Genomic DNA, 19,282 nt, shown 5'->3' on the forward strand with positions numbered 1-19,282 from the left:
TGCTACTTCATCCAGCCCGCATAGCCTGCCCACACCAGGCTGGCCTCGGGGGTAAATTGGCCTTGCGCCAAGTGCTGCTGCACCTCATCTGCCGACCAGGGAACAAACTGCGCAACCTCTCCGTCCTGGTTCTGTGGCGCCTTACCGAGCGGCACGGTTGCGACATACCAGTGAATGTCCTCGTGCATGTAGCTGATGTCATCGCCACCATCCACGCCCGGCTGGCGAAAATGCAGAACGCCGCCCCAGCGCATATCGGCCAGCTCAGCCGTCCGCAGCCCTGCTTCTTCCCAGGTTTCACGCTCCAGTGCCTGCTCCAGCGTGTCCTGCGCGGACACCATGCCGCCCATCAGGGTATCCCAGTGCAGCGGATAGCTGGCCTTGTCTGCCGCCCGCTGCTGCACCCACAGCCGACCATCGGGGGAGACGCCCACCAGGTGCACCGCCTGCGTCGCAATACCCAGCACGCGCACCGCGCCGCGCTCCACCGTGCCAATGCGGCGGCCATTCACGGCCTGCACGGCCAGTTGCTCGTTGCGCCACGGGCCGCTGCGGCCCACATCGCGCAGCGCATCGGCCAGCCGGTTCATCAGCCGGGTAGCGTCCTGCGTGGGAGATTCCAGCAGCCACACCGCCACGCCTGCACGCTCTTCTTTGGACAGAAGACTGTCGCCTCCCAATCTGCCTGCAATGCCGGTCTCCTGCAGAAAGTGCTCCACCAGTGAACCCACGGCCTGCCCATTGACCCACAGCGGAACGCGCGGCTTGCGCGCTGGCTGCCGCATGGCAGCTTGTGCTGCACCCAGCCACGCTGGCGGCTCTGAAGCAAAGAAGACGGAGGAAATCGCTGCCATGGAAACTATCAAAAAAGAGAGCTGGTCGCGCTTTACGCAATTGGTTTTACGTGGATTCTATCCATCAACCCCAATCTCAAAAAGCACTGCCAGCTATGATTTTTATAACCATTAAGGCATTTACGGCAGCAATATGCTGGAGCCGGTTGTCTTGCGCGCTTCGAGCGCACGGTGGGCCTCTTGCACATCGGCCAGCGCAAAACGTTGTTCGATGTGAATCTTGACCTCGCCGGAAGCCACCACGTCGAACAGATCATCGGCCATGGCCTGGCAGGCCTGCCGCGAGCTGAGGTGCGCAAACAGTGTCTGCCGCGTCACATACAGGCTCTTGGCTGCCAGTGCCGCAGGTGCAAACGGCGGCACGGGTCCGGATGCATTGCCGAACGACACCATCAGCCCGAAACGGCGCAGGCATTGCAGCGAACCTTCCCACGTATCCTTGCCGACCGAGTCGTAGACCACCTTCACGCCTTCACCACCGGTGATCTCATGCACGCGCTTGGCAAAATCTTCCGTGCGGTAATTGATAGCAACATCCGCACCATTGGCGAGCGCCAGCTGGCATTTTTCTTCCGAGCCCGCCGTGGCAATCAGGCGCAGGCCCAGCGCTCTCGCCCATTGGCAGGCAATCAGGCCGACACCGCCCGCCGCCGCATGGAACAGCACATGGTCGCCAGGGTTCAGCCCCTCTACGGGCTTGGCCTTTTTCAGCAGATACTGCGCCGTCATGCCCTTGAGCATCATGGCTGCGCCAGTCTCGAAGCTGATCGCATCAGGCAGCTTGCAGACAAAGGTGGCAGGCATCACACGCGCTTCGCTGTAGCTGCCCGGCGGGTTGGTGGCATAGGCCACACGGTCGCCCTCCTTCAAATGGTCCACGCCGTCCCCCACGGCCTCCACAACGCCTGCGGCCTCCATGCCCAGTTGCAACGGCAGGGGCAATTGGTACAGGCCGCTGCGCTGGTACACATCGATGAAGTTCAGGCCGATGGCATGGTGGCGCACCCGTACCTCGCCCTTGCCCGGTGCGCCTACCTGCACCTGAACGAGCTTCATCTCCTCAGGGCCGCCGTTGCGTTCAATCTGTACTGCCAAAACCATGGGATCTCCTTTGCGCCAGTCTGTCGCCAAATGAAAGGCCATGCTGCCACGGTTTCGCCAAATCTGCAGCACCGGCTCGTCAAAGCCTCAGCGCACCAGGCAACTGCCCGGGGAGACTTCGAACGCGGTCTGTAGCAGTTACAGTCACGCGATGCAACAAAAACTCACGCCTTCGACCATCTTCTTCCTGACAGCCGCTCCGCTGATGTGGGCAGGCAACGCAGTGGTCGGGCGGGTGGTCCACGATCTGGTGTCGCCCATGTTGCTCAACTTCATCCGCTGGCTGATTGCCTTTGCCGTCATCCTGCCGCTGGCACACCGCATTCTGGCCAAAGGCAGCCCGCTGTGGCCGCACTGGAAGCGCTGGTCTGTCATCGGCCTTCTGGGCATCGGCTGCTACAACGCTTTCCAATACCTGGCGCTCAAGACCTCGGGGCCCATCAATGTAACGCTGGTGGCCGCCAGCATGCCGCTGTGGATGATGGCCTTTGGCGCCTTGTTCTTCAACAGCCGCATCACGCGGCCGCAGCTGGCGGGAGCAGTGTTCTCCATCACCGGCGTGCTGATCGTGCTCAGCCATGGCCAGTGGGAACAGTTGACCCAGCTGCGGCTGGTGCCCGGTGATCTGTACATGCTGCTGTCGACGGCGTGCTGGTCTCTCTACAGTTGGCTGCTGGTGCGCACCACGGAGCCTGCAGGTATCAAAAGCCATTGGGCGCAGTTGTTGATGGCGCAACTGGCCTTTGGTCTGGTCTGGTCGGGGCTGTTTGCCGGTGGCGAATGGGCGGTGGGCGCAAGCCACCTGCAGCTGAACGGAACCTTGCTGGCCGCCATTGCCTATATCGTGATCGGCCCGGCCATCCTGGCCTACCGATTCTGGGGCGTGGGCGTGCAGCGTGCGGGCCCCACGGCAGCGGGTTTTTTCACCAACCTGACGCCGCTCTTCGCCGCCGTGCTCTCCGCAGCCTTTCTGGGGGAGCCACCACGCCTGTACCACGCCATTGCCTTTGTGCTGATTGTGGCGGGCATCGTGATCTCGTCGCGCCGCGTCTGAAAATGGATGCGCCCCTGCAGCAGCTGCGCGAAGTTACACCCTGCAACGGTTGCCGCCTTAACTTCACATCAGCGCTCTTGTTTCGGCGCACACTGCAACCATCTGCGGTTCATTCCCGGCAGACAGGAAGGGATTCACCCCATGACTGAACAAGAACAGCAACTGATCAGCAGTTTGTTTCAGCAATTGCGCCAATTGGATGGCCAGCCCAAGGATGCGCAGGCTGAGGCCAGCATTCGCCAGTGGGCCGCGCAAACACCGGATGCGGCTTACTGGCTCACCCAGCGCACGCTGCTGCTGCAGCAATCGCTGCAACAGGCCCAGCAGCAGATTGCACAACTGCAAGGCCAGCTCTCAGCCGCTGGCACTCGCACCGACAGCGCAGCCGGCAGCTTTCTTTCGCCCGCACCAGGTCTGGACACACGCTTTGGCCGTGGTGCCGATGTGCCAACTGGTGTGCCAGTCGGCGCGGTGCCATCCGCACTGCCAGGTTGGCGCGACCGCCGGATCGGTGCGCCTCTTGCAGAGGCTCCCACTGTGCCTGCGGGCGCATACGCGCCACCCGGAGCCAGCCTGGGCGGCGGCTTTCTGGGCAGCGCCGCAGCTGCGGCGGCCGGTGTTGCAGGGGGCATGCTGCTGTTCAACGGGCTGGGCCACATGCTGGGCGGCCAGCAAACTACGGGCAATGGCTGGAACAAGGACAGCAATGCCAACGCCACAGACCATGGCAACGCCCTCCCCGGCAACGACAACAGCGGCCTGGACAAGCTGGCCCAGCAAGCCGGGCGCGACCATGTCGGCCAGCCGGATGCGTCACCCAACACCTTGCTGGACGACGGCCGCGCCGATGACAGCGGCGATGACGGGTTTGGCAGCAACTTCAGCGACGGCGGCGATATCTTTGACGACGACAATTTCGCCTGATCGCATGCAGCGGTCATGAAAAAGCCACGGCATGCCGTGGCTTTTTTAATGTGATGGCAGTTGGCCCACCATGGGCAAGCGCCAGCCGACGCCCCTCGCCACGCCTCAATAGGTCCCAGGGTAGGCGCCACCGTCAGGCAGGATGTTCTGCCCGGTGATGTAAGCCGCCTGCTGGCTGCACAAAAAGGCGCAGATGGCGCCAAACTCCTCGGCAGTGCCATAGCGGCCTGCAGGAATCTGCTTTTGCTGCGCAGCCCGGACATCCGCTTCGGATTTGCCGGTTTTCTGGGCAGTGGCAGCAATGGTGCCCGCAATGCGGTCGGTGTCGAACTTGCCCGGCAGGATGCTGTTGATGGTGACGCCCTGCGCGGCGATGGAACTGCGCGCCACGCCTGCCACAAAGCCGGTCAGGCCGCTGCGCGCGCCATTGGACAGGCCCAGGATATCGATGGGCGCCTTGACCGAGCTGGATGTGATGTTGACGATGCGGCCAAACCCGCGCTCGGCCATGCCGTCGATCACGGTCTGGATCAGCGCAATCGGGGTGAGCATATTGGCGTCCAGCGCCTTCACCCACGCCTCGCGGTCCCAGTCACGAAAATCACCTGGTGGCGGGCCACCTGCGTTGTTCACCAGAATGTCAAAGTTCCGGCCCGGGCCACCTTCGGCGTTCAGCACCGCAGCGCGGCCCTCCTCGGTCGTGATGTCTGCGGCCACGGCAATCACCTGAGGAGCCACCCGGCCCGGTGCTGCAGCCGCCCACATGGCGGCCATCACCTTGAACTGGCGCGCCGTGTCCTTGAGCGCGTCAGCGCCACGGGCGTTGATGACAACGTTCACGCCCTCATTGACCAGCGCCTGCGCACAGCCGCGCCCCAGCCCTTTGCTGGCCGCACATACCAAGGCCCACTTGCCCGCAATTCCCAGATCCATAATCCGTCTCCTTTCGAGATTGCAATACAAAAAAAATGAACAAAATCCGCTGCCAACGCTTATCAGTCAATCGCCTGCAGCTGTCTTTTTTATACTTTTGGTCTGGTGGGTAAATACATAGATGCCCACCAGCACCAGCGCCGTGCCAGCCACCATCACGGGTGTCAGCGCCTCACCAAGCAACCACACGCCCATCAGAATGGTGGACAGAGGGCCAATCATGCCAGTTTGCGCCACCGTAGCGGCGCCCAGGCGTTCGATCGCCAGCATGACCAGAAGCACCGGCAGCGCCGTACACACAGTCGCATTGAGCACCGACAGCCAGATGACCGGCATCGCCACCTGCGCAGCCGACAGGGGCCGCACCAACAGAAACTGCACAATGCAGAACAGACAGGCAAAGCTGGTGGCCAGCCCCACCAGGCGCAGCGCGCCCATGCGCTGCACGAACTGCGCGCTGTACACCAGGTAGATGGCATAGCTCACCGCACTGGCAAACACCAGTGTGGCACCCCACCACACCTTGCCGCCACCGGCGCCCGCAGCGCCGTGCCCGAGTGCCTCCACGCCAAACACCAGCATCACACCGGCATAGCTGATGGCCAGGCCCTGCAACTGGCGGCGGGTGGCCTTCTTGCGGTAAAGGAGCCAGCCCAGCGCCAGCACCAGGGTCGGGTTGAGGTAGAGGATGAGGCGCTCCAGCCCTGCAGTGATGTAGGTGAGCCCTGCAAAATCCAGAAAGCTGGCCAGGTAATAGCCCGAAAAGCCCAGCGCTGCAGAGCCCAGCCAATCGCGCAGCGAAAGCGCTGGCTTGCCGCGCCCGGCCCACCAGGCCATCACAACAAACAGCGGCAGCGCAAACAGCATGCGGTACATGATGAGCGTGACCGCATCCACGCCGTAGCGGTAGGCGAGCTTGACGATGATGGCCTTGCCACTGAAGGCAATGGCGCCCACCACGGCACAGGCCATGCCCGCTTTGCGGGCCGATGGCGAAAGCACCGGCGCAGGTGCTGCAGTAACTGACACAGTGAATCCAGCGAAGAAGAAGGCCCGGGGGCCATAAGGCCTGCGGGCGGTTTGGGTGTGCTCTTGCGCACCATGGAGCAAACAATGGTGCAAGCGGTGGACCGACCACCATGGATCCAAGCCTACCATGGCGATCACCGGCGGCGCCGTCGTGTCTGGCGACAGCGGTCAGCCCCAATTCTGCAGGCCCTTGGCCAGCTAGAGGATGAGGCTGGCAAAGGCGGCAATAAAAAACGGCACCCGAAGGTGCCGCTGCAAAGTGGTAGTTGTCTGTCTGTGTCAGCGATCAGTCTTCTTCAACGAAGGCTTCTTCACGCTTCTTGCTCACTGCGGGCAGGCACACCACAATCAGCAGGATAGCGGCTGCAATCAGCAGGCCAGCGGAGATGGGGCGGGTCACGAACACCGACCAGTCACCACGCGAGAGCAGCAGCGCACGGCGCAGGTTCTCTTCCATCATCGGGCCCAGAATGAAGCCCAGCAGCAGTGGCGCGGGCTCGGTGCCCAGCTTGTGGAACACATAGCCCACAAAGCCGAAGATACCGACCATCCACACATCCCAGCTGTTGTTGTTGGTGCCATACACGCCGACCGCGCAGAACAGCACGATCGAAGGGAACAGCCAACGGTATGGCACGGTGAGCAGCTTGATCCACACGCCGATCAAAGGCAGATTCAGAATGATCAGCATCAGGTTACCGATCCACATCGAGGCAATCAGGCCCCAGAACAGCTCAGGGTTGCTGGTCATCACCTGGGGGCCAGGCTGGATGTTGTGAATGGTCATGGCACCCACCATCAGTGCCATCACGGCATTGGGCGGGATACCCAGCGTCAGAAGCGGAATGAACGAGGTCTGCGAGCCAGCATTGTTGGCCGACTCCGGGGCGCACACGCCACGGATATTGCCCTGGCCGAAAGGCACTTCACCGGGCTTGAGACGGGTCTTCTTCTCGATCGTGTAAGCCGCAAAAGCCGACAGCATGGCGCCACCGCCTGGCAGAATGCCCAAAGCTGAACCCAGGGCCGTACCGCGCAGCATCGCAGGGAACATGCGCTTGAAGTCCTCTGCCGTGGGCATCAGACCGGTCACCTTGGCTGCGAACACTTCACGCTCATCGTCTGGCTTGGAGAGGTTGGCAATGATTTCGCCGTAGCCGAACACACCCATGGCAATCACGACGAAGTCGATGCCGTCGGTGAGCTCTGGAATGTCGAACGAGTAGCGGGCTACACCCGAGTTCACGTCGGTACCCACCAAACCCAGCAGCAGGCCCAGCACAATCATGCCCACCGCCTTGAGCAGCGAGCCCGAAGCCAGCACCACCGCGCCGATCAGGCCCAGGGTCATCAGCGAGAAGTATTCGGCTGGGCCGAACATGAAAGCCACTTCGGTCAGCGGAGGCGCAAAGGCGGCCAGAATCACGGTGCCCACGCAGCCTGCAAAGAACGAGCCGATGCCCGCCGCCGCCAACGCCGGCCCCGCTCGCCCTTTTCGGGCCATCTGGTAGCCGTCGATCACGGTCACCACAGAGGACGATTCGCCCGGCAGATTCACAAGAATGGCGGTGGTCGAGCCACCGTACTGCGCGCCGTAGTAGATACCGGCCAGCATGATGAGCGCAGCCACTGGAGGCAGCGCATAGGTTGCAGGCAGCAGCATGGCGATGGTAGCGACAGGGCCAATGCCAGGCAGCACGCCGATCAGGGTACCCAACAGACAGCCGACAAAGCAGTAGATCAGGTTTTGGAAGGTGAAGGCCACACCGAAACCGGTGGCCAGGTTATTGATCAGATCCATGGTCCTGGCTCCTCTTAACCGGTAATGAAGCTAGGCCACACGGGGAACTGCAGATTCAGTGCCCACACGAAAGCGACGTAACTGCCAACGGCCAGGATGGTGGCCAGAACGAACACTTCTTTGGCGCGGAACTCATGGCCCGCCATGCTGGCAATGAAGACCAGTGCATAGATGGCAACAATCAGACCCATGGCAGGAATACCGAGGGACGGCACACCAACCAACAGGATGCCGAAGGCAAAGTTCGCCAGCAGAATGAAGAACACCTGCTTCCATGCCCATTTACCGATGGGATCGCCATCCTTGGGGCCATTGGTGAGCCCCTTGAAGGCGACGGCAGCACCAATCAGTGCAAGCAGAATGCCCAGAATCAGCGGGAAATAGCCCGGCCCCATGCGAGCGCCTGTACCGATCGTGTAGTTCTTTGCGCCCACTGCGAACGCAACCCCCACCGCCAAGTACATGATGCCCGCCCAAAAGTCTTTTTGGCTCTTGAGTTTCACTATGTCTCCAAACGAAAATATGGATGTTGTGCATTGTGGATGCTGACAGTTGGCTGACAGATGTGGATTCCACTTACGATTGGACACAGGAAAACCCTAGTCCAAATCACACATTCAGATCAAAGCTTATTGATTTACAAGCAGTTTTTTGAATAACTGTATTTTTTGGAATTCACTGACCCAATGAATTTTTACAAAAACCAATCACCGCCGCGCAGCCCATGCACGGCAGTGATTGGTGGTTGATAGCAACATGTCAGCCGCCTGCAAACATGCTGCAAAGGAGCCAGTCCGCAGTTGTCAGCGGTCACCCATCTCGATAGGTGGGGTGCTGGCGATGACTTCTTCGAAGGTGGTCATGCCCTCGGACACGCGCAGCGCACCGGCCAGGCGCAACGGGTGCATGCCGTCCTTGACTGCCTGGCGGCGCAGGGCAGACATGGAGGGCGAGGTATGCACTTTGTCCTTGATTGCCTCGCTCACCGTCAGCAGTTCATACAAGCCCATCCGGCCGCGGTAGCCGGTGCTGCGGCATTCATCGCAGCCCACAGGCTTGTAGGGCTTGTACTCGCGCTTGATCTTCCAGGGATGGATGGCATTGTTCAGCGCCTCCACGGTGCTTTCCTCATCGGGCTGCTTGCAGGTTTCGCAGAGTGTGCGCACCAGGCGCTGGGCCAGCACGCCCAACAACGTGGCATTGATCAGGTAAGGAGGTACGCCCAGTTCCATCAGTCGGCTGATGGCGCTGGGGGCGTCGTTGGTATGCAGGGTGGAGAACACCAGATGGCCAGTCAGCGCAGCCTGCACGGCCATCTCGGCGGTTTCCAGATCGCGGATTTCGCCCACCATGATGATGTCCGGGTCCTGGCGCATCAGCGCACGCAGGCCTTCGGCAAAGCTGAAATCGAGCACCGGCTGCACCTGCGTCTGGTTGAAGGCCGGCTCAATCATTTCGATCGGGTCTTCCACCGTCGAGACATTCACCTCTTCGGTCGCCAGGCGTTTCAAGGTCGAATACAGGGTTGTCGTCTTGCCCGAGCCGGTAGGGCCGGTCACCAGAATGATGCCGTGCGGGCGCGATACCAGTTGCTCCCAGCGCTGGGCATCGTGGGAGGTAAAGCCCAGCTCAGCCAGGTCCTTGACCGTGTTTTCCGGGTCGAAGATACGCATCACCATCTTCTCGCCAAATGCGGTTGGCAAGGTCGAGAGACGCATTTCCACCTCATCGCCCAGCGTGTTGCGGGTCTTGATGCGGCCATCCTGCGGGCGGCGCTTCTCTACCACGTCGATCCGGCCCAGCAGCTTGACGCGCGAGACGATGGCGTTGTGCACGCCAATCGGCATCTGGTAGACCTTGTGCAGCACGCCATCGATACGGAAGCGGATCACCGCCTGGTCGCGGCGCGGCTCCAGATGGATGTCGCTGGCACGCTGCGAAAACGCAAACTGCCACAGCCAGTCAACCAGCCGGATGATGCCCTGGTCGTTGGCGTCGAACTGCTGGTTGGCATTGCCCAGATCAACCAGCTGCTCAAAGTTGCCGATGCCCGAGAACGAGCCACTCAACTTGTTGGCAGCCTTGACCGATTTGGCCAACGCAAAGAATTCGTTGCGGTAGCGGTCGATATCCTTGGGGTTGGCCAGCACCCGTCGCACCTTGCGCCTTGCCTGGCGCTCCACCTCGCCTACCCACTCGTCAATCCAGGGCTCCTTGACAGCCACCACCACCTCGTGAGAGGAGACCTGCACCGGCAGGATGCCATGGCGCTGCGCATACGGCGCGCCCATGGTTTCAGCCACCTTCGCCGCATCCGTCTTGAGCGGATCGATTTTGTAGTAAGGCAGGCCGCAGTGTTTGGCGACGAACTCGGTCAACACCTCCACATCCAGCGCCTTGCCATCCTGGGCGCGCGGCACCACCACGCTGGCGAGGCGCACTATCGGATGCTGGCTGCTGGAGGCATGGCTGCACCGCTCGATCGTAGCCTTGGCGATGGCTGCGGTCACCCAGCCATCGGCCTGCAGCCAGTTGACGATCTGCACCAGATCGAGCGGACGCTGCATCAGCGCCGTCAACGCGCCGCGGCCAGCGGCCAAAGCTGGCGGAGAAACAGAAGGCGTCGGTGGCGCAGGCGCGCTGACAGGATCATCACTCTCCACAGCACCAGGCACAAATACGGCGGAACGCTTGCCAGGGGGTGCGGGCGTGGCAGCTTCTCTGGGCAAACCAGCCGGATCCACCAGCACCGTGTGTTGAAAATCCGGCTCGTCATCCGACGGGTGATCTGGCGCGCCCATGGTGCAATCCCTCATGTCATAGTTGGTCTGCCGAGGTTATACCTGAAAGCCCGCAAAGGCGAGGTAAAGCTCAGCCCGCCAGGGGCACCACAGGTTTAAAAACCTTCAACCATTTGAGCGCGGGCAAACCGGTTGCCTGCTGTATGGCATCGGCGCGCTGCACCAGCAGCTCCCGCTCCGGGCGGGTGGCGGTACGTTGCGCCAGCACGACGGTGTTGCCTTCCTTGGTGGCGGCAAATCGCCAGACTGCCTCTTCGCCAAACGCCTGCTGTATGTGGGCCAGGCTGCGCGCATAGCTATTGGTGCGACCAAACAGGTTCACCGTCATGCAGCCATCGTCGGTCAGCAGATTGCGGCAGTGCAGGTAGAAATCAGGGCTGTCGAGCACCGGGGCCGCTGCTTCATGGTCATACAGATCCACCTGCAGCGCGTCCACCGACTGCAGGTAGCGGTGCTTCTGGATTTCCACTCCCGCATCGCCCTGCACCACTTGCAGCCGGTCGCTGTCGGGGGGCAGCTTGAACCACTGGCGGCATACCGCGATGACTTGCGGGTTCAGCTCCACCGCCGTGGTGGCCATGCCCAGCTTCTGCACGCAGAATTTGGTTGCCGCTGCCGCGCCCAGCCCCAGTTGCATGGCCCGGCGCTCGGGCACGGTGGCCGGATCCACCAGCAGCAGCCAGGCCATCATGCGCTGCACGTATTCCAGATCGATATCGAATGGCTTCCTGATACGCATGGAGCCCTGCACCCAGGGCGTTCCCAGGTGCAGATAACGGATGCCATCAAAATCGGAAATCGTCACTTCAGGCAGCGCTACATCGGCTGCCACAGTTTTTCTTTTGGTCATGGTGCGGGCATTATCTGCATTTGGCCTTGCAGTTGTGGATCGTTGACCGAAAACTCCAGCAGCAGGTCCATCAAGGCCTTACCCGCGCGGGACGACGGCGCTGCGGTGATATCAGCGATATATCGTGTGGAGCCTGCCTGCCCACATGGCAGCACCAGGCTACGCCTGCTGCAAAGCAATGCGGGCGCGCCCATGCCGCTGGCTGGCGTTCAGACCAGCAAGCCGCAGTGACGCAGCACCCCGCGCCAGCCCTCCAGTTTGCGCTGCATGCTCCATGACGCATTGGCCGGGCTGGTGGACGGCAACCGGTACACCGGCAGACCGAGGATGACCTGAACGGACTTGGCATGGCGAAAACTCTCACCGCCATTGTGGGCAGCCGCCACCAGCTGCGGGCAATGGGCCTTTAGCGCAGCAAAGTCGTTGACTGCGGCATCGCGGATGGCACTGTCCAGACTGCCGGCGCGCTCGCAACTGGCATACACATCCCACAGCCCCAGGCCACGCGCCAGCAGCCACTCGCAGCGGCCCGCATAATCCGGCGGTTGCGGGTGCTGCGGCCATAGCTGCGCCAGAATGGGCCAGAAGTGGTTGCGCGAGTAGGCATAGTATTGCTGCGCCCTCAGCGATGCGGCGCCGGGAAAACTGCCCAAAATCAGCACCCGGGTCTCCGCCCCCACCACCGGCGGCAGGCCATGCAGTCGCTGCGAAGCTTCCATGCGCGCGTCAGCCATGGCGCGCTCCTGCCAGCAAAGCGCCCAGCTTGGGCAATACCCGGCAGGCGTTGGCCGTGGTGATCTGCTGCCAATCCTGTCGCGCTTCGCGCATGTCTGGTGCGCCCTGGGCGCGTATTTCCTGCAAAACCTGCGCAATGCGCGGTATCTCGGCAGGCTGGTTGCGCCCCTGCGGCACGCCCTGCGCGCGTTGTTCGGCCGTGGTGTAGAGCCAGTGCGGCGGGATATCCGGCGCATCGGTCTCGATGACAATGCTCTCCATGGGCACCGTTTGCAACAGGCGGCGCAGGTGGAGCGCCCGGTCATAGGTGAGCGCGCCGCCAAAGCCCAGCGCAAAGCCGCACTCCATGAACTGCTGCGCCTGCTGCAGGCTACCGTTGAAGGCATGGGCAATGCCTCCCATCACCGGCCACTGGCGCAGGGCCTTGAGCAACTGGTCGCTGGATTTGCGCACATGCACGATCACCGGCAGGTCAAAGCGGCGCGCCAGCTTGAGCTGCTCCTGGTAGAACCAGGTCTGCCGCTCTGCATCCAGCCCTTCGACAAAGAAGTCGAGCCCTATCTCCCCAATGGCCACCAGGCGCGGGTCATCGTGGTGGTCTTCCAGCATCTGTGCCAGTGCGTCGATATCGCGCTCGTGAGCGCGGCCGGGGCCGGTATAGAGCGGGTGAATGCCCAGCGCGTAGCTGTCACCCCAGCGGTGGGCCAGCTCGCGCACGGTCTCCCAATCCATCCTCCCAATCGCGGGGATGACACAGTGCGCCACCCCGGCGGCACGCGCGGCCTCGCGCAGCAGGTCGCGATCGGGGTCAAACTCGGGCGCGTCCCAGTGGCAGTGGGTGTCGATCCAGAAGCTCACGATATGTGGCGATGTTTATCAATCAAACGCTATCAAAATATGTGCATACAGCGTAATTTGGTTGGGCGCTGACAGCCCGTTTCATTCAAATCTGCCGTTGGCCATGCGCACGGCGCGGTCGCAGCGCTTTGCCAGCTCGCCATCGTGCGTCACCATCACAAAGGCGGTGCCCTGCTCGCGGGCCAGCTGCATCATCAGCGCAAATACGGTATCGGCGGTGGAGCGGTCGAGGTTGCCGGTGGGCTCATCTGCCAGCACGCAGGCCGGTTGCGTGACGAGTGCCCGCGCGATGGCCACGCGCTGGCGCTCGCCGCCCGACAGCTCGGCTGGGCGATGCTGCACGCGGTCCTTCAGGCCCACGGCGGCCAGCATGGCTGCGGCGCGTGCCGTGCACTCCTCATACGGCATACGGCGGATGCGCAGCGGCATGGCCACGTTGTCGAGGGCGCTGAACTCGGGCAGCAAATGGTGGAACTGGTAGATAAAGCCCAGGTGCTGGTTGCGCAACTGCCCCTGGCGGGTCGGGCTCAACTCGCCCAGCAACTGGCCTTGCAGACGCACGGAACCGCTGGTGGGCTCATCCAGCCCGCCCAGCAGATGCAACAAGGTGGACTTGCCCGAGCCGGAAGCGCCCACGATCGCCAGCGTCTCACCAGCACGCACCTGCAGATCAATGCCCTTGAGCACCTCCACATCCAGAAGCCCTTCGGAGAACCGCTTGGTCAGGCTACTGGCCTGCAACACTACAGAAGAATCATTCATAACGCAGGGCCTCCGCAGGGTTGACGCGGCTGGCACGCCAGCTCGGGTACAGCGTGGCCACAAAAGCCAGAATCAGCGAAATCACGGTGATCGGCACGATGTCGGCGCTTTGCGGCTCGCTCGGCATGCGGCTGATCAGGTAAATGTCCTTGGGCAGGAAGCTGGTGTGCAGCGCCCGCTCAATGGCAGGCACGATCACATCGATGTTGCAGGCAATCAGCAGGCCCAGCGCCAGGCCCGCCAGGGTGCCGATCACTCCGACCAATGCGCCCTGCACCACAAACACGCCCATGATGCTTTTGGGGCTGGCGCCCAGGGTGCGCAAAATGGCAATATCGGCGCGCTTGTCCGTCACGGTCATCACCAGAGTCGTCACCAGATTGAAGGCGGCCACGGCCACGATCAGGGTGAGGATGATGAACATCATGCGTTTTTCCACCAGCACGGCCGCAAACCAGGTCTTGTTCTGCTGCGTCCAGTCACGGATCAGCAGATGGCCGCTGAGCGTTTTGGCCAACTGCTGCACCACCTCGGGCGCATCATGCAGGTTCTTGAGCTTCAGGCGCACACCGGTCGGCCCTTCCAGGCGGAAGAGCTTGGCAGCGTCCTCGTAGTGCATCAGCACCAGGGCAGAATCGTATTCATAGTGGCCCGAGTTGAAAGTGCCCACCACATTCATCTGCTTGAGGCGCGGCACCACGCCAGCCGGCGTCACCTGCCCGCTGGGCGCGACCAGCGTGACCTGATCGCCCGCCTCCACGCCCAGAATGCGCGCCAGCTCCGAGCCCAGCACCACATTGAAGCTGCCAGGCGTGAGTGCCTGCAAGGCCTGTTGCTGAATGCCGGTGGCCATGTCGGTCACCTCGGGCTCCAGCGCCGGATCGATGCCGCGCAGCAGGGCGCCGCGCATGTCTTCCCCGCGCGCCACCAACGCCTGGGCCGCCACGAAGGGGGCTGCCCCGATGACATTGGGGTTCTGCCTGGCCTCGGCCATGGTCTTGGCCACATCGGGCATGGCGTCGCCCCCTGGCGTGAAGATCTCGATGTGCGAGACCACGCTGAGCATGCGATCACGCACCTCTTTCTGGAACCCATTCATCACGGACAGTACGATGATGAGGGCTGCAACCCCCAGCGCAATGCCCAGCATGGACACACCCGAGATGAATGAAATGAACCCGTTGCGGCGCGTGGCGCGCCCCGCCCGGGTGTAGCGCCAACCCAGCGCCAGCTCATAGGGAATCTGCATATGTTTTTGTAGCCATCATGGCGGCGGAAGCCACCGCTTGCAATCCAGCATTGTGGCATCGCTGACAATAGGCCCATGTCGGAATTCCAGCATTTGATCATTTCCTACGCAGCCTCCGACGAGGAGGGCTGCCAGCAGGCGCTGCAAGACCTTGCACTGCCCCGGCTGCAGCAGTGGCTCAAAACCCTGCAGCCCGCTGCCACCGACAGCGGCGAAACCGAAGATTTTTCCCCTCCGCACGAACGGGCTCTGGCCCGCGCCCTGCAACTACCCGCCCGCGCCACACCGTGGGCAGCGCTGCACCAATTACAGCAAGGCGCAACGCCCGGTGATGCCGCCTGGGCCTTCATCACCCCCTGTCATTGGCATATCTCGCCTGACCAGGTCCGCATGAGTGAGCTGGCTGCCGCGCAGATGCACGAGGCGCAATCGCGCGAGCTGCTCGCCATCATGGCTCCCTGGTTTGCCGAGGACGGCATCACCCTCACCTATGACCGCGCAGACCGCTGGCTGGCCCAGGGCGAGGTATTCCGGGGCCTGGAGACCGCTTCGCTGGACCGCATTGCGCTGCGCGACGTGCGCCCCTGGCTGCCCAGCAAAGACCAGGCAGCCGTGCTGCACCGCCTGCAGACCGAGATGCAGATGCTGCTCTACACCCACGCCTGGAGCGACGCACGCGAGGCCGCAGGCCAGGCACCCATCAACTCCTTCTGGGTGCACGGGGCTGGCGCCTTGCCTTGCGGTTACCAGTTGCCTGCCGCCATGCCGGTGCTGAACACCGATTTGCGCGATGCGGCGCTCACCGGCAACTGGCCGGCCTGGCAAAAGGCCTGGCAACAGCTGGACGCCAGCCTGCCTGCAGCGGCTCCTGCCAAGCTCACCCTGTGCGGCGAGAAAAATGCCGTCACGCTGGAACGTGCACCCGCCGGGTTGCTCCAGAAAATCAAACAACTGTTTGGCAGCCAGCGTGCTGCCGATATGCTCCGCGTACTATGAAAATTCTAGCAAGAGATATCCCGCCACGAACCGCCTGGGCGTTGGAGCAAGCGGGTGTGCACCCACTGCTCGCCCGCCTGTTTGCCGCTCGCGGCGTACAGGCCGTCGCTGAGCTGGACGATGGTCTGACCCAATTGCTCTCGCCCGCTGACCTGCTTGGCGCACAGGATGCAGCCCGCCTGCTGGCCGACGCCATCGAACGGCAATCGCGCATCTGCGTGGTGGCCGATTACGACTGCGACGGCGCCACCGCCTGCGCCGTGGCCCTGCGCGGGTTGCGCATGCTGGGCGCAGCCAACGTGCGCTACCTGGTGCCCGACCGCGTCGTCGACGGCTATGGCCTCACCCCCGCAATTGCCGAGCGGGTGCACCAATTGGGCACCGATGTGCTGGTGACCGTGGACAACGGCATCGCCAGCGTGGATGGCGTGGCCCGCGCCAAGGCGCTGGGCCTCACGGTGATCGTGACCGACCACCACCTGCCTGCGGCCACCCTGCCCGCAGCGGACGCCATCGTCAACCCCAACCAGCCAGCCTGCGGATTTGCCAGCAAATCCATCGCGGGCGTCGGCGTGATGTTCTATGTGCTGATGGCCCTGCGCGCCGAGTTGCGCAGCCGTGGCGCTTTTGAAGACGCGAGCCCCCCCTCGGGAAGCAATGCCTCCCACACCTTGGCCAACGCTGCGGAGAAAAGGCCTCAGCCCCGGCTGGACACCCTGCTGCCCCTGGTGGCACTGGGCACGGTGGCCGATGTGGTCAAGCTCGATGCCAACAACCGCCGCCTGGTGGCCCAGGGCCTGCGCCGCATACGTGCTGGCCAGATGCCGCCGGGCCTGGGCGCCCTGTTCTCGGCCGCCAGTCGGCGCGCGGCAGTCGCCAGCACCTTTGACTTCGGCTTTGCCCTGGGCCCGCGCATCAATGCCGCAGGGCGCCTTGCCGACATGACGATCGGCATCGAGTGCCTGCTGACGGAAGACGCACTGCGCGCCGACGAACTGGCACGCCAGCTTGATGCCATCAACCGCGAGCGCCGCGATATCGAAAGCGGCATGCGCGAGCACGCCATGCTGCTGGCCGAAGAACTGTTTGAGGCAGGCGAGGAGCCGCCTCCCGCCGTCAGCGTATTCGACCCGGATTTTCACGAAGGCGTGGTGGGCATCGTGGCGTCGCGCATCAAGGACAAACTGCACCGCCCGACCTTCGTCTTTGCAGCCAGCAGTGCACCGGGCCACGAGCATGAGCTCAAAGGCTCGGGCCGCTCGATCGCGGGCTTTCACCTGCGCGACGCGCTGGATCTGGTTGCCAAGCGCCACCCGGGCGTGCTGATCAAGTTTGGCGGCCACGCCATGGCCGCTGGCTGCACGATTGCCGAAGAACATTTTGAGGTGTTTGAGCGCGCCCTGGCCCAGGTAGCCCAGGAATGGTTGGACGAGCGCACGCTCACCCGCCAGCTGGAAACCGACGGCCCGCTGCCCGCGCAGTTCCGCCGCGCCGAAACCGTAGATGCCATCAACAGCCAGGTCTGGGGCCAGGGCTTTGCGCCGCCCACCTTCAGCGAAGAGGTCGAAGTGGTGAGCCAGCGGCTGGTGGGCGAAAAGCACCTGTCCCTCAAGCTGCGCCACCAGGGCGAGATGGTGGATGGCATCTGGTTTGGCCATACCGAACCCCTGCCCGCCAAGGTGCTGCTCGCCTACCGCCTCGACATCAATGAATGGCAGGGCCAGCGCAAGCTGCAGTTTCTGGTGGAAGGTGCGCAATTGACCACGGGGTAGAAAACCCTGTCTGCTGGCCCCTAATGGCCGCCTCCGGAGGCCAGGTGCGTGCAAACACGATGGAAAGCTTGCAAAAGCCCAAACACCTGCGCGCTGCTATGACTCAACCACTTTGCTGCCATAGAGTGCTATAGTTTTTTTAAAATGCTGCATCGGCATGGAAACGGGCCGATGCAGCTGCATTTTTTACCGATAAAAAATGTGATTGCTTATACCTAGCAAGCATCATGCGCTATTGATTTAATATCATCTGCGCACCACACCACCATCATCCATGAGCAATATTTCCGTAGCCGTACTGGGCGCCGGCATGGTCGGCGTTGCAGCGGCGCTGGCACTGCAGAAGAAGGGCTTCCAGGTCACCTTGCTGGACAGGCGTGCGCCCGGCGAGGAAACCTCTTATGGCAATGCGGGCGTGATTGCCCGCAGCTCGTTGATGCCGTTCAACAACCCCAGCCTGTTCGGCAACCTGCCCACCCTGCTGAAAAACCAGAGCGCCAGCTTTCGCTACCGCCCGCAGTTTCTGTTGCACAACGTGGGGTGGGCCACGAAGTTTCTGGCCAATGCCCGCGCCAGCGTGTTCCGCGAAACCACCACGGCACTCGACAGCCTCATCCGCCTGTCGATGTCCGAGCATGCCCAACTGCTGCGTGCAAGCGGGGCCGCGCACCGCATGCGCGACAACGGCTACCTCATGGCCTACCGGCAAGCGGCAGCCCTGGGGGGCGCAGCACTGGCCCGCGAGCGCATGGCGCATTTCGGCGTCTCGACCGAGGTGCTGGAGCGCGACCATATCCGCCAGCTGGAGCCCGCGCTGAACCCGATCTTTGAGCGCGCGCTCTGGATCAAGGACACCTGGTCGGTCGACAACCCGGGCGCTGTCGTCAAAGCCTATGCCGAACTATTCCGCAAGCAAGGCGGGCAGATTCTGCAGGCCCGCCTCAAGACGCTGGAGCCTCTGGCGGGCAGCCGCTGGCGCGTGGTGGGCGATGCCGGAGGTGCCGTGGAGGCCGACCGGGTCGTCGTCGCGCTGGGCCCCTGGAGCCGCAACTTCATGGCCACACTGGGCGTGCATGTGCCCATGGCCTATGAGCGCGGCTACCACATGCACTTTGCGCCGCCTGCGGCCTGCAACATCAGCCGCCCCATTTATGACACCGCCGGCGCCTACGTGATGACGCCCATGGAGCAGGGCTTGCGCGTGAGCAGCGGCGTGGAGTTGACCGACCTGGACGCCCCGCCCAATCCACTGCAGCTGGATCTGGCAGAGGCCGCAGCCCGCCAGGCCATCGACATGGGCGAACGCCTGGAGCCCACGCCCTGGCTGGGCCGCCGCCCCACCCTGCCCGACAGCCGCCCCATCATCGGCGCCATGCCCGGCAAGCGCAATCTGTGGCTCGCCTTTGGTCACCAGCACATCGGCTTCAGCACCGGGCCCGGCACCGGCGCCATATTGGCAGCGCTGATGAATGGGGAGGCCCCGCCCGTGGATGCGGCACCCTTCCGGGCGGAGCGGTTTCTGAAAGCTTGATTTGCGTCATTACTCTAGAAACCGCGCCGACG

Annotated in this window: 17 protein-coding genes; 5 read left to right on the forward strand and 12 right to left on the reverse strand. The window is 62.9% G+C overall.

The window, feature by feature from the left end; all coding sequences use genetic code 11:
• Nucleotides 1–2 precede the first annotated feature (2 nt).
• Both HNP33_RS13150 and HNP33_RS13155 read right to left on the reverse strand, forming a co-directional pair.
• Entirely contained in the window at nt 3–854 is an 852-nt protein-coding gene (locus HNP33_RS13150) for an NUDIX hydrolase (protein WP_184709193.1), read from the reverse strand.
• A 120-nt stretch (nt 855–974) separates the two neighbouring features.
• Complete coding sequence (locus tag HNP33_RS13155; RefSeq protein ID WP_184709191.1) at nt 975–1,955, reverse strand: quinone oxidoreductase family protein; 981 nt, start codon at nt 1,953–1,955, stop codon at nt 975–977.
• Between the two features lie 151 nt (nt 1,956–2,106).
• Between HNP33_RS13155 and HNP33_RS13160 the strand changes: the two genes are divergently transcribed.
• A complete protein-coding gene (locus HNP33_RS13160; protein WP_184709189.1) occupies nt 2,107–3,009 on the forward strand; it encodes a DMT family transporter in 903 nt (300 codons plus the stop codon).
• 141 nt (nt 3,010–3,150) lie between these two features.
• Nucleotides 3,151–3,933: a DUF2076 family protein gene (locus tag HNP33_RS13165; RefSeq protein WP_184709187.1), complete on the forward strand. Its 783-nt coding sequence runs from the start codon at nt 3,151–3,153 to the stop codon at nt 3,931–3,933.
• 105 nt (nt 3,934–4,038) lie between these two features.
• Here the strand turns inward: HNP33_RS13165 and HNP33_RS13170 are convergent, their stop codons facing one another.
• The 10 genes from HNP33_RS13170 to HNP33_RS13215 form a co-directional block, all read right to left on the reverse strand.
• Nucleotides 4,039–4,866, reverse strand: a complete 828-nt coding sequence (locus tag HNP33_RS13170; RefSeq protein ID WP_184709185.1) for an SDR family oxidoreductase — start codon at nt 4,864–4,866, stop codon at nt 4,039–4,041.
• 66 nt (nt 4,867–4,932) lie between these two features.
• Nucleotides 4,933–5,838 (reverse strand): DMT family transporter, encoded by a 906-nt coding sequence (locus HNP33_RS13175; RefSeq protein ID WP_184709269.1) that lies wholly within the window; start codon nt 5,836–5,838, stop codon nt 4,933–4,935.
• A gap of 343 nt (nt 5,839–6,181) precedes the next feature.
• On the reverse strand, nt 6,182–7,696 hold the full coding sequence (locus HNP33_RS13180) for a tripartite tricarboxylate transporter permease (RefSeq protein ID WP_184709183.1): 1,515 nt from the start codon (nt 7,694–7,696) through the stop codon (nt 6,182–6,184).
• A 14-nt stretch (nt 7,697–7,710) separates the two neighbouring features.
• Nucleotides 7,711–8,199, reverse strand: coding sequence for a tripartite tricarboxylate transporter TctB family protein (locus tag HNP33_RS13185; RefSeq protein ID WP_184709181.1), 489 nt, complete (start codon nt 8,197–8,199; stop codon nt 7,711–7,713).
• Between the two features lie 300 nt (nt 8,200–8,499).
• Complete coding sequence (locus tag HNP33_RS13190; RefSeq protein ID WP_184709268.1) at nt 8,500–10,263, reverse strand: GspE/PulE family protein; 1,764 nt, start codon at nt 10,261–10,263, stop codon at nt 8,500–8,502.
• 304 nt (nt 10,264–10,567) lie between these two features.
• A complete protein-coding gene (locus HNP33_RS13195; protein WP_184709179.1) occupies nt 10,568–11,347 on the reverse strand; it encodes a spermidine synthase in 780 nt (259 codons plus the stop codon).
• A gap of 209 nt (nt 11,348–11,556) precedes the next feature.
• The gene (locus tag HNP33_RS13200; protein ID WP_184709178.1) at nt 11,557–12,081 is read right to left on the reverse strand and encodes a DNA-deoxyinosine glycosylase; all 525 of its coding nucleotides are present in this window, start codon (nt 12,079–12,081) and stop codon (nt 11,557–11,559) included.
• Nucleotides 12,074–12,940, reverse strand: coding sequence for a TatD family hydrolase (locus HNP33_RS13205; protein WP_184709176.1), 867 nt, complete (start codon nt 12,938–12,940; stop codon nt 12,074–12,076). The genes HNP33_RS13200 and HNP33_RS13205 overlap by 8 nt, the downstream gene beginning before the upstream one ends.
• A gap of 81 nt (nt 12,941–13,021) precedes the next feature.
• Nucleotides 13,022–13,702, reverse strand: coding sequence for a lipoprotein-releasing ABC transporter ATP-binding protein LolD (lolD, locus tag HNP33_RS13210; protein WP_184709174.1), 681 nt, complete (start codon nt 13,700–13,702; stop codon nt 13,022–13,024).
• Entirely contained in the window at nt 13,695–14,951 is a 1,257-nt protein-coding gene (locus tag HNP33_RS13215; RefSeq protein WP_184709172.1) for a lipoprotein-releasing ABC transporter permease subunit, read from the reverse strand. The genes lolD and HNP33_RS13215 overlap by 8 nt, the downstream gene beginning before the upstream one ends.
• Nucleotides 14,952–15,026: 75 nt before the next feature.
• Between HNP33_RS13215 and HNP33_RS13220 the strand changes: the two genes are divergently transcribed.
• The 3 genes from HNP33_RS13220 to HNP33_RS13230 all read left to right on the forward strand — a co-directional run bounded on the left by HNP33_RS13220 (nt 15,027) and on the right by HNP33_RS13230 (nt 19,250).
• A complete protein-coding gene (locus HNP33_RS13220; RefSeq protein WP_184709170.1) occupies nt 15,027–15,947 on the forward strand; it encodes a phosphoglycerate mutase in 921 nt (306 codons plus the stop codon).
• Nucleotides 15,944–17,719: a single-stranded-DNA-specific exonuclease RecJ gene (gene recJ / locus HNP33_RS13225; protein WP_184709168.1), complete on the forward strand. Its 1,776-nt coding sequence runs from the start codon at nt 15,944–15,946 to the stop codon at nt 17,717–17,719. The genes HNP33_RS13220 and recJ overlap by 4 nt, the downstream gene beginning before the upstream one ends.
• 274 nt (nt 17,720–17,993) lie before the next feature.
• A complete protein-coding gene (locus tag HNP33_RS13230) occupies nt 17,994–19,250 on the forward strand; it encodes an NAD(P)/FAD-dependent oxidoreductase (protein ID WP_184709167.1) in 1,257 nt (418 codons plus the stop codon).
• The last annotated feature ends 32 nt before the right edge of the window (nt 19,251–19,282 follow it).

Origin of the sequence: Comamonas odontotermitis (assembly GCF_014207855.1) — a bacterium.
In the GTDB taxonomy this organism is placed as follows: Bacteria; Pseudomonadota; Gammaproteobacteria; order Burkholderiales; family Burkholderiaceae_C; genus Comamonas; species Comamonas odontotermitis_A.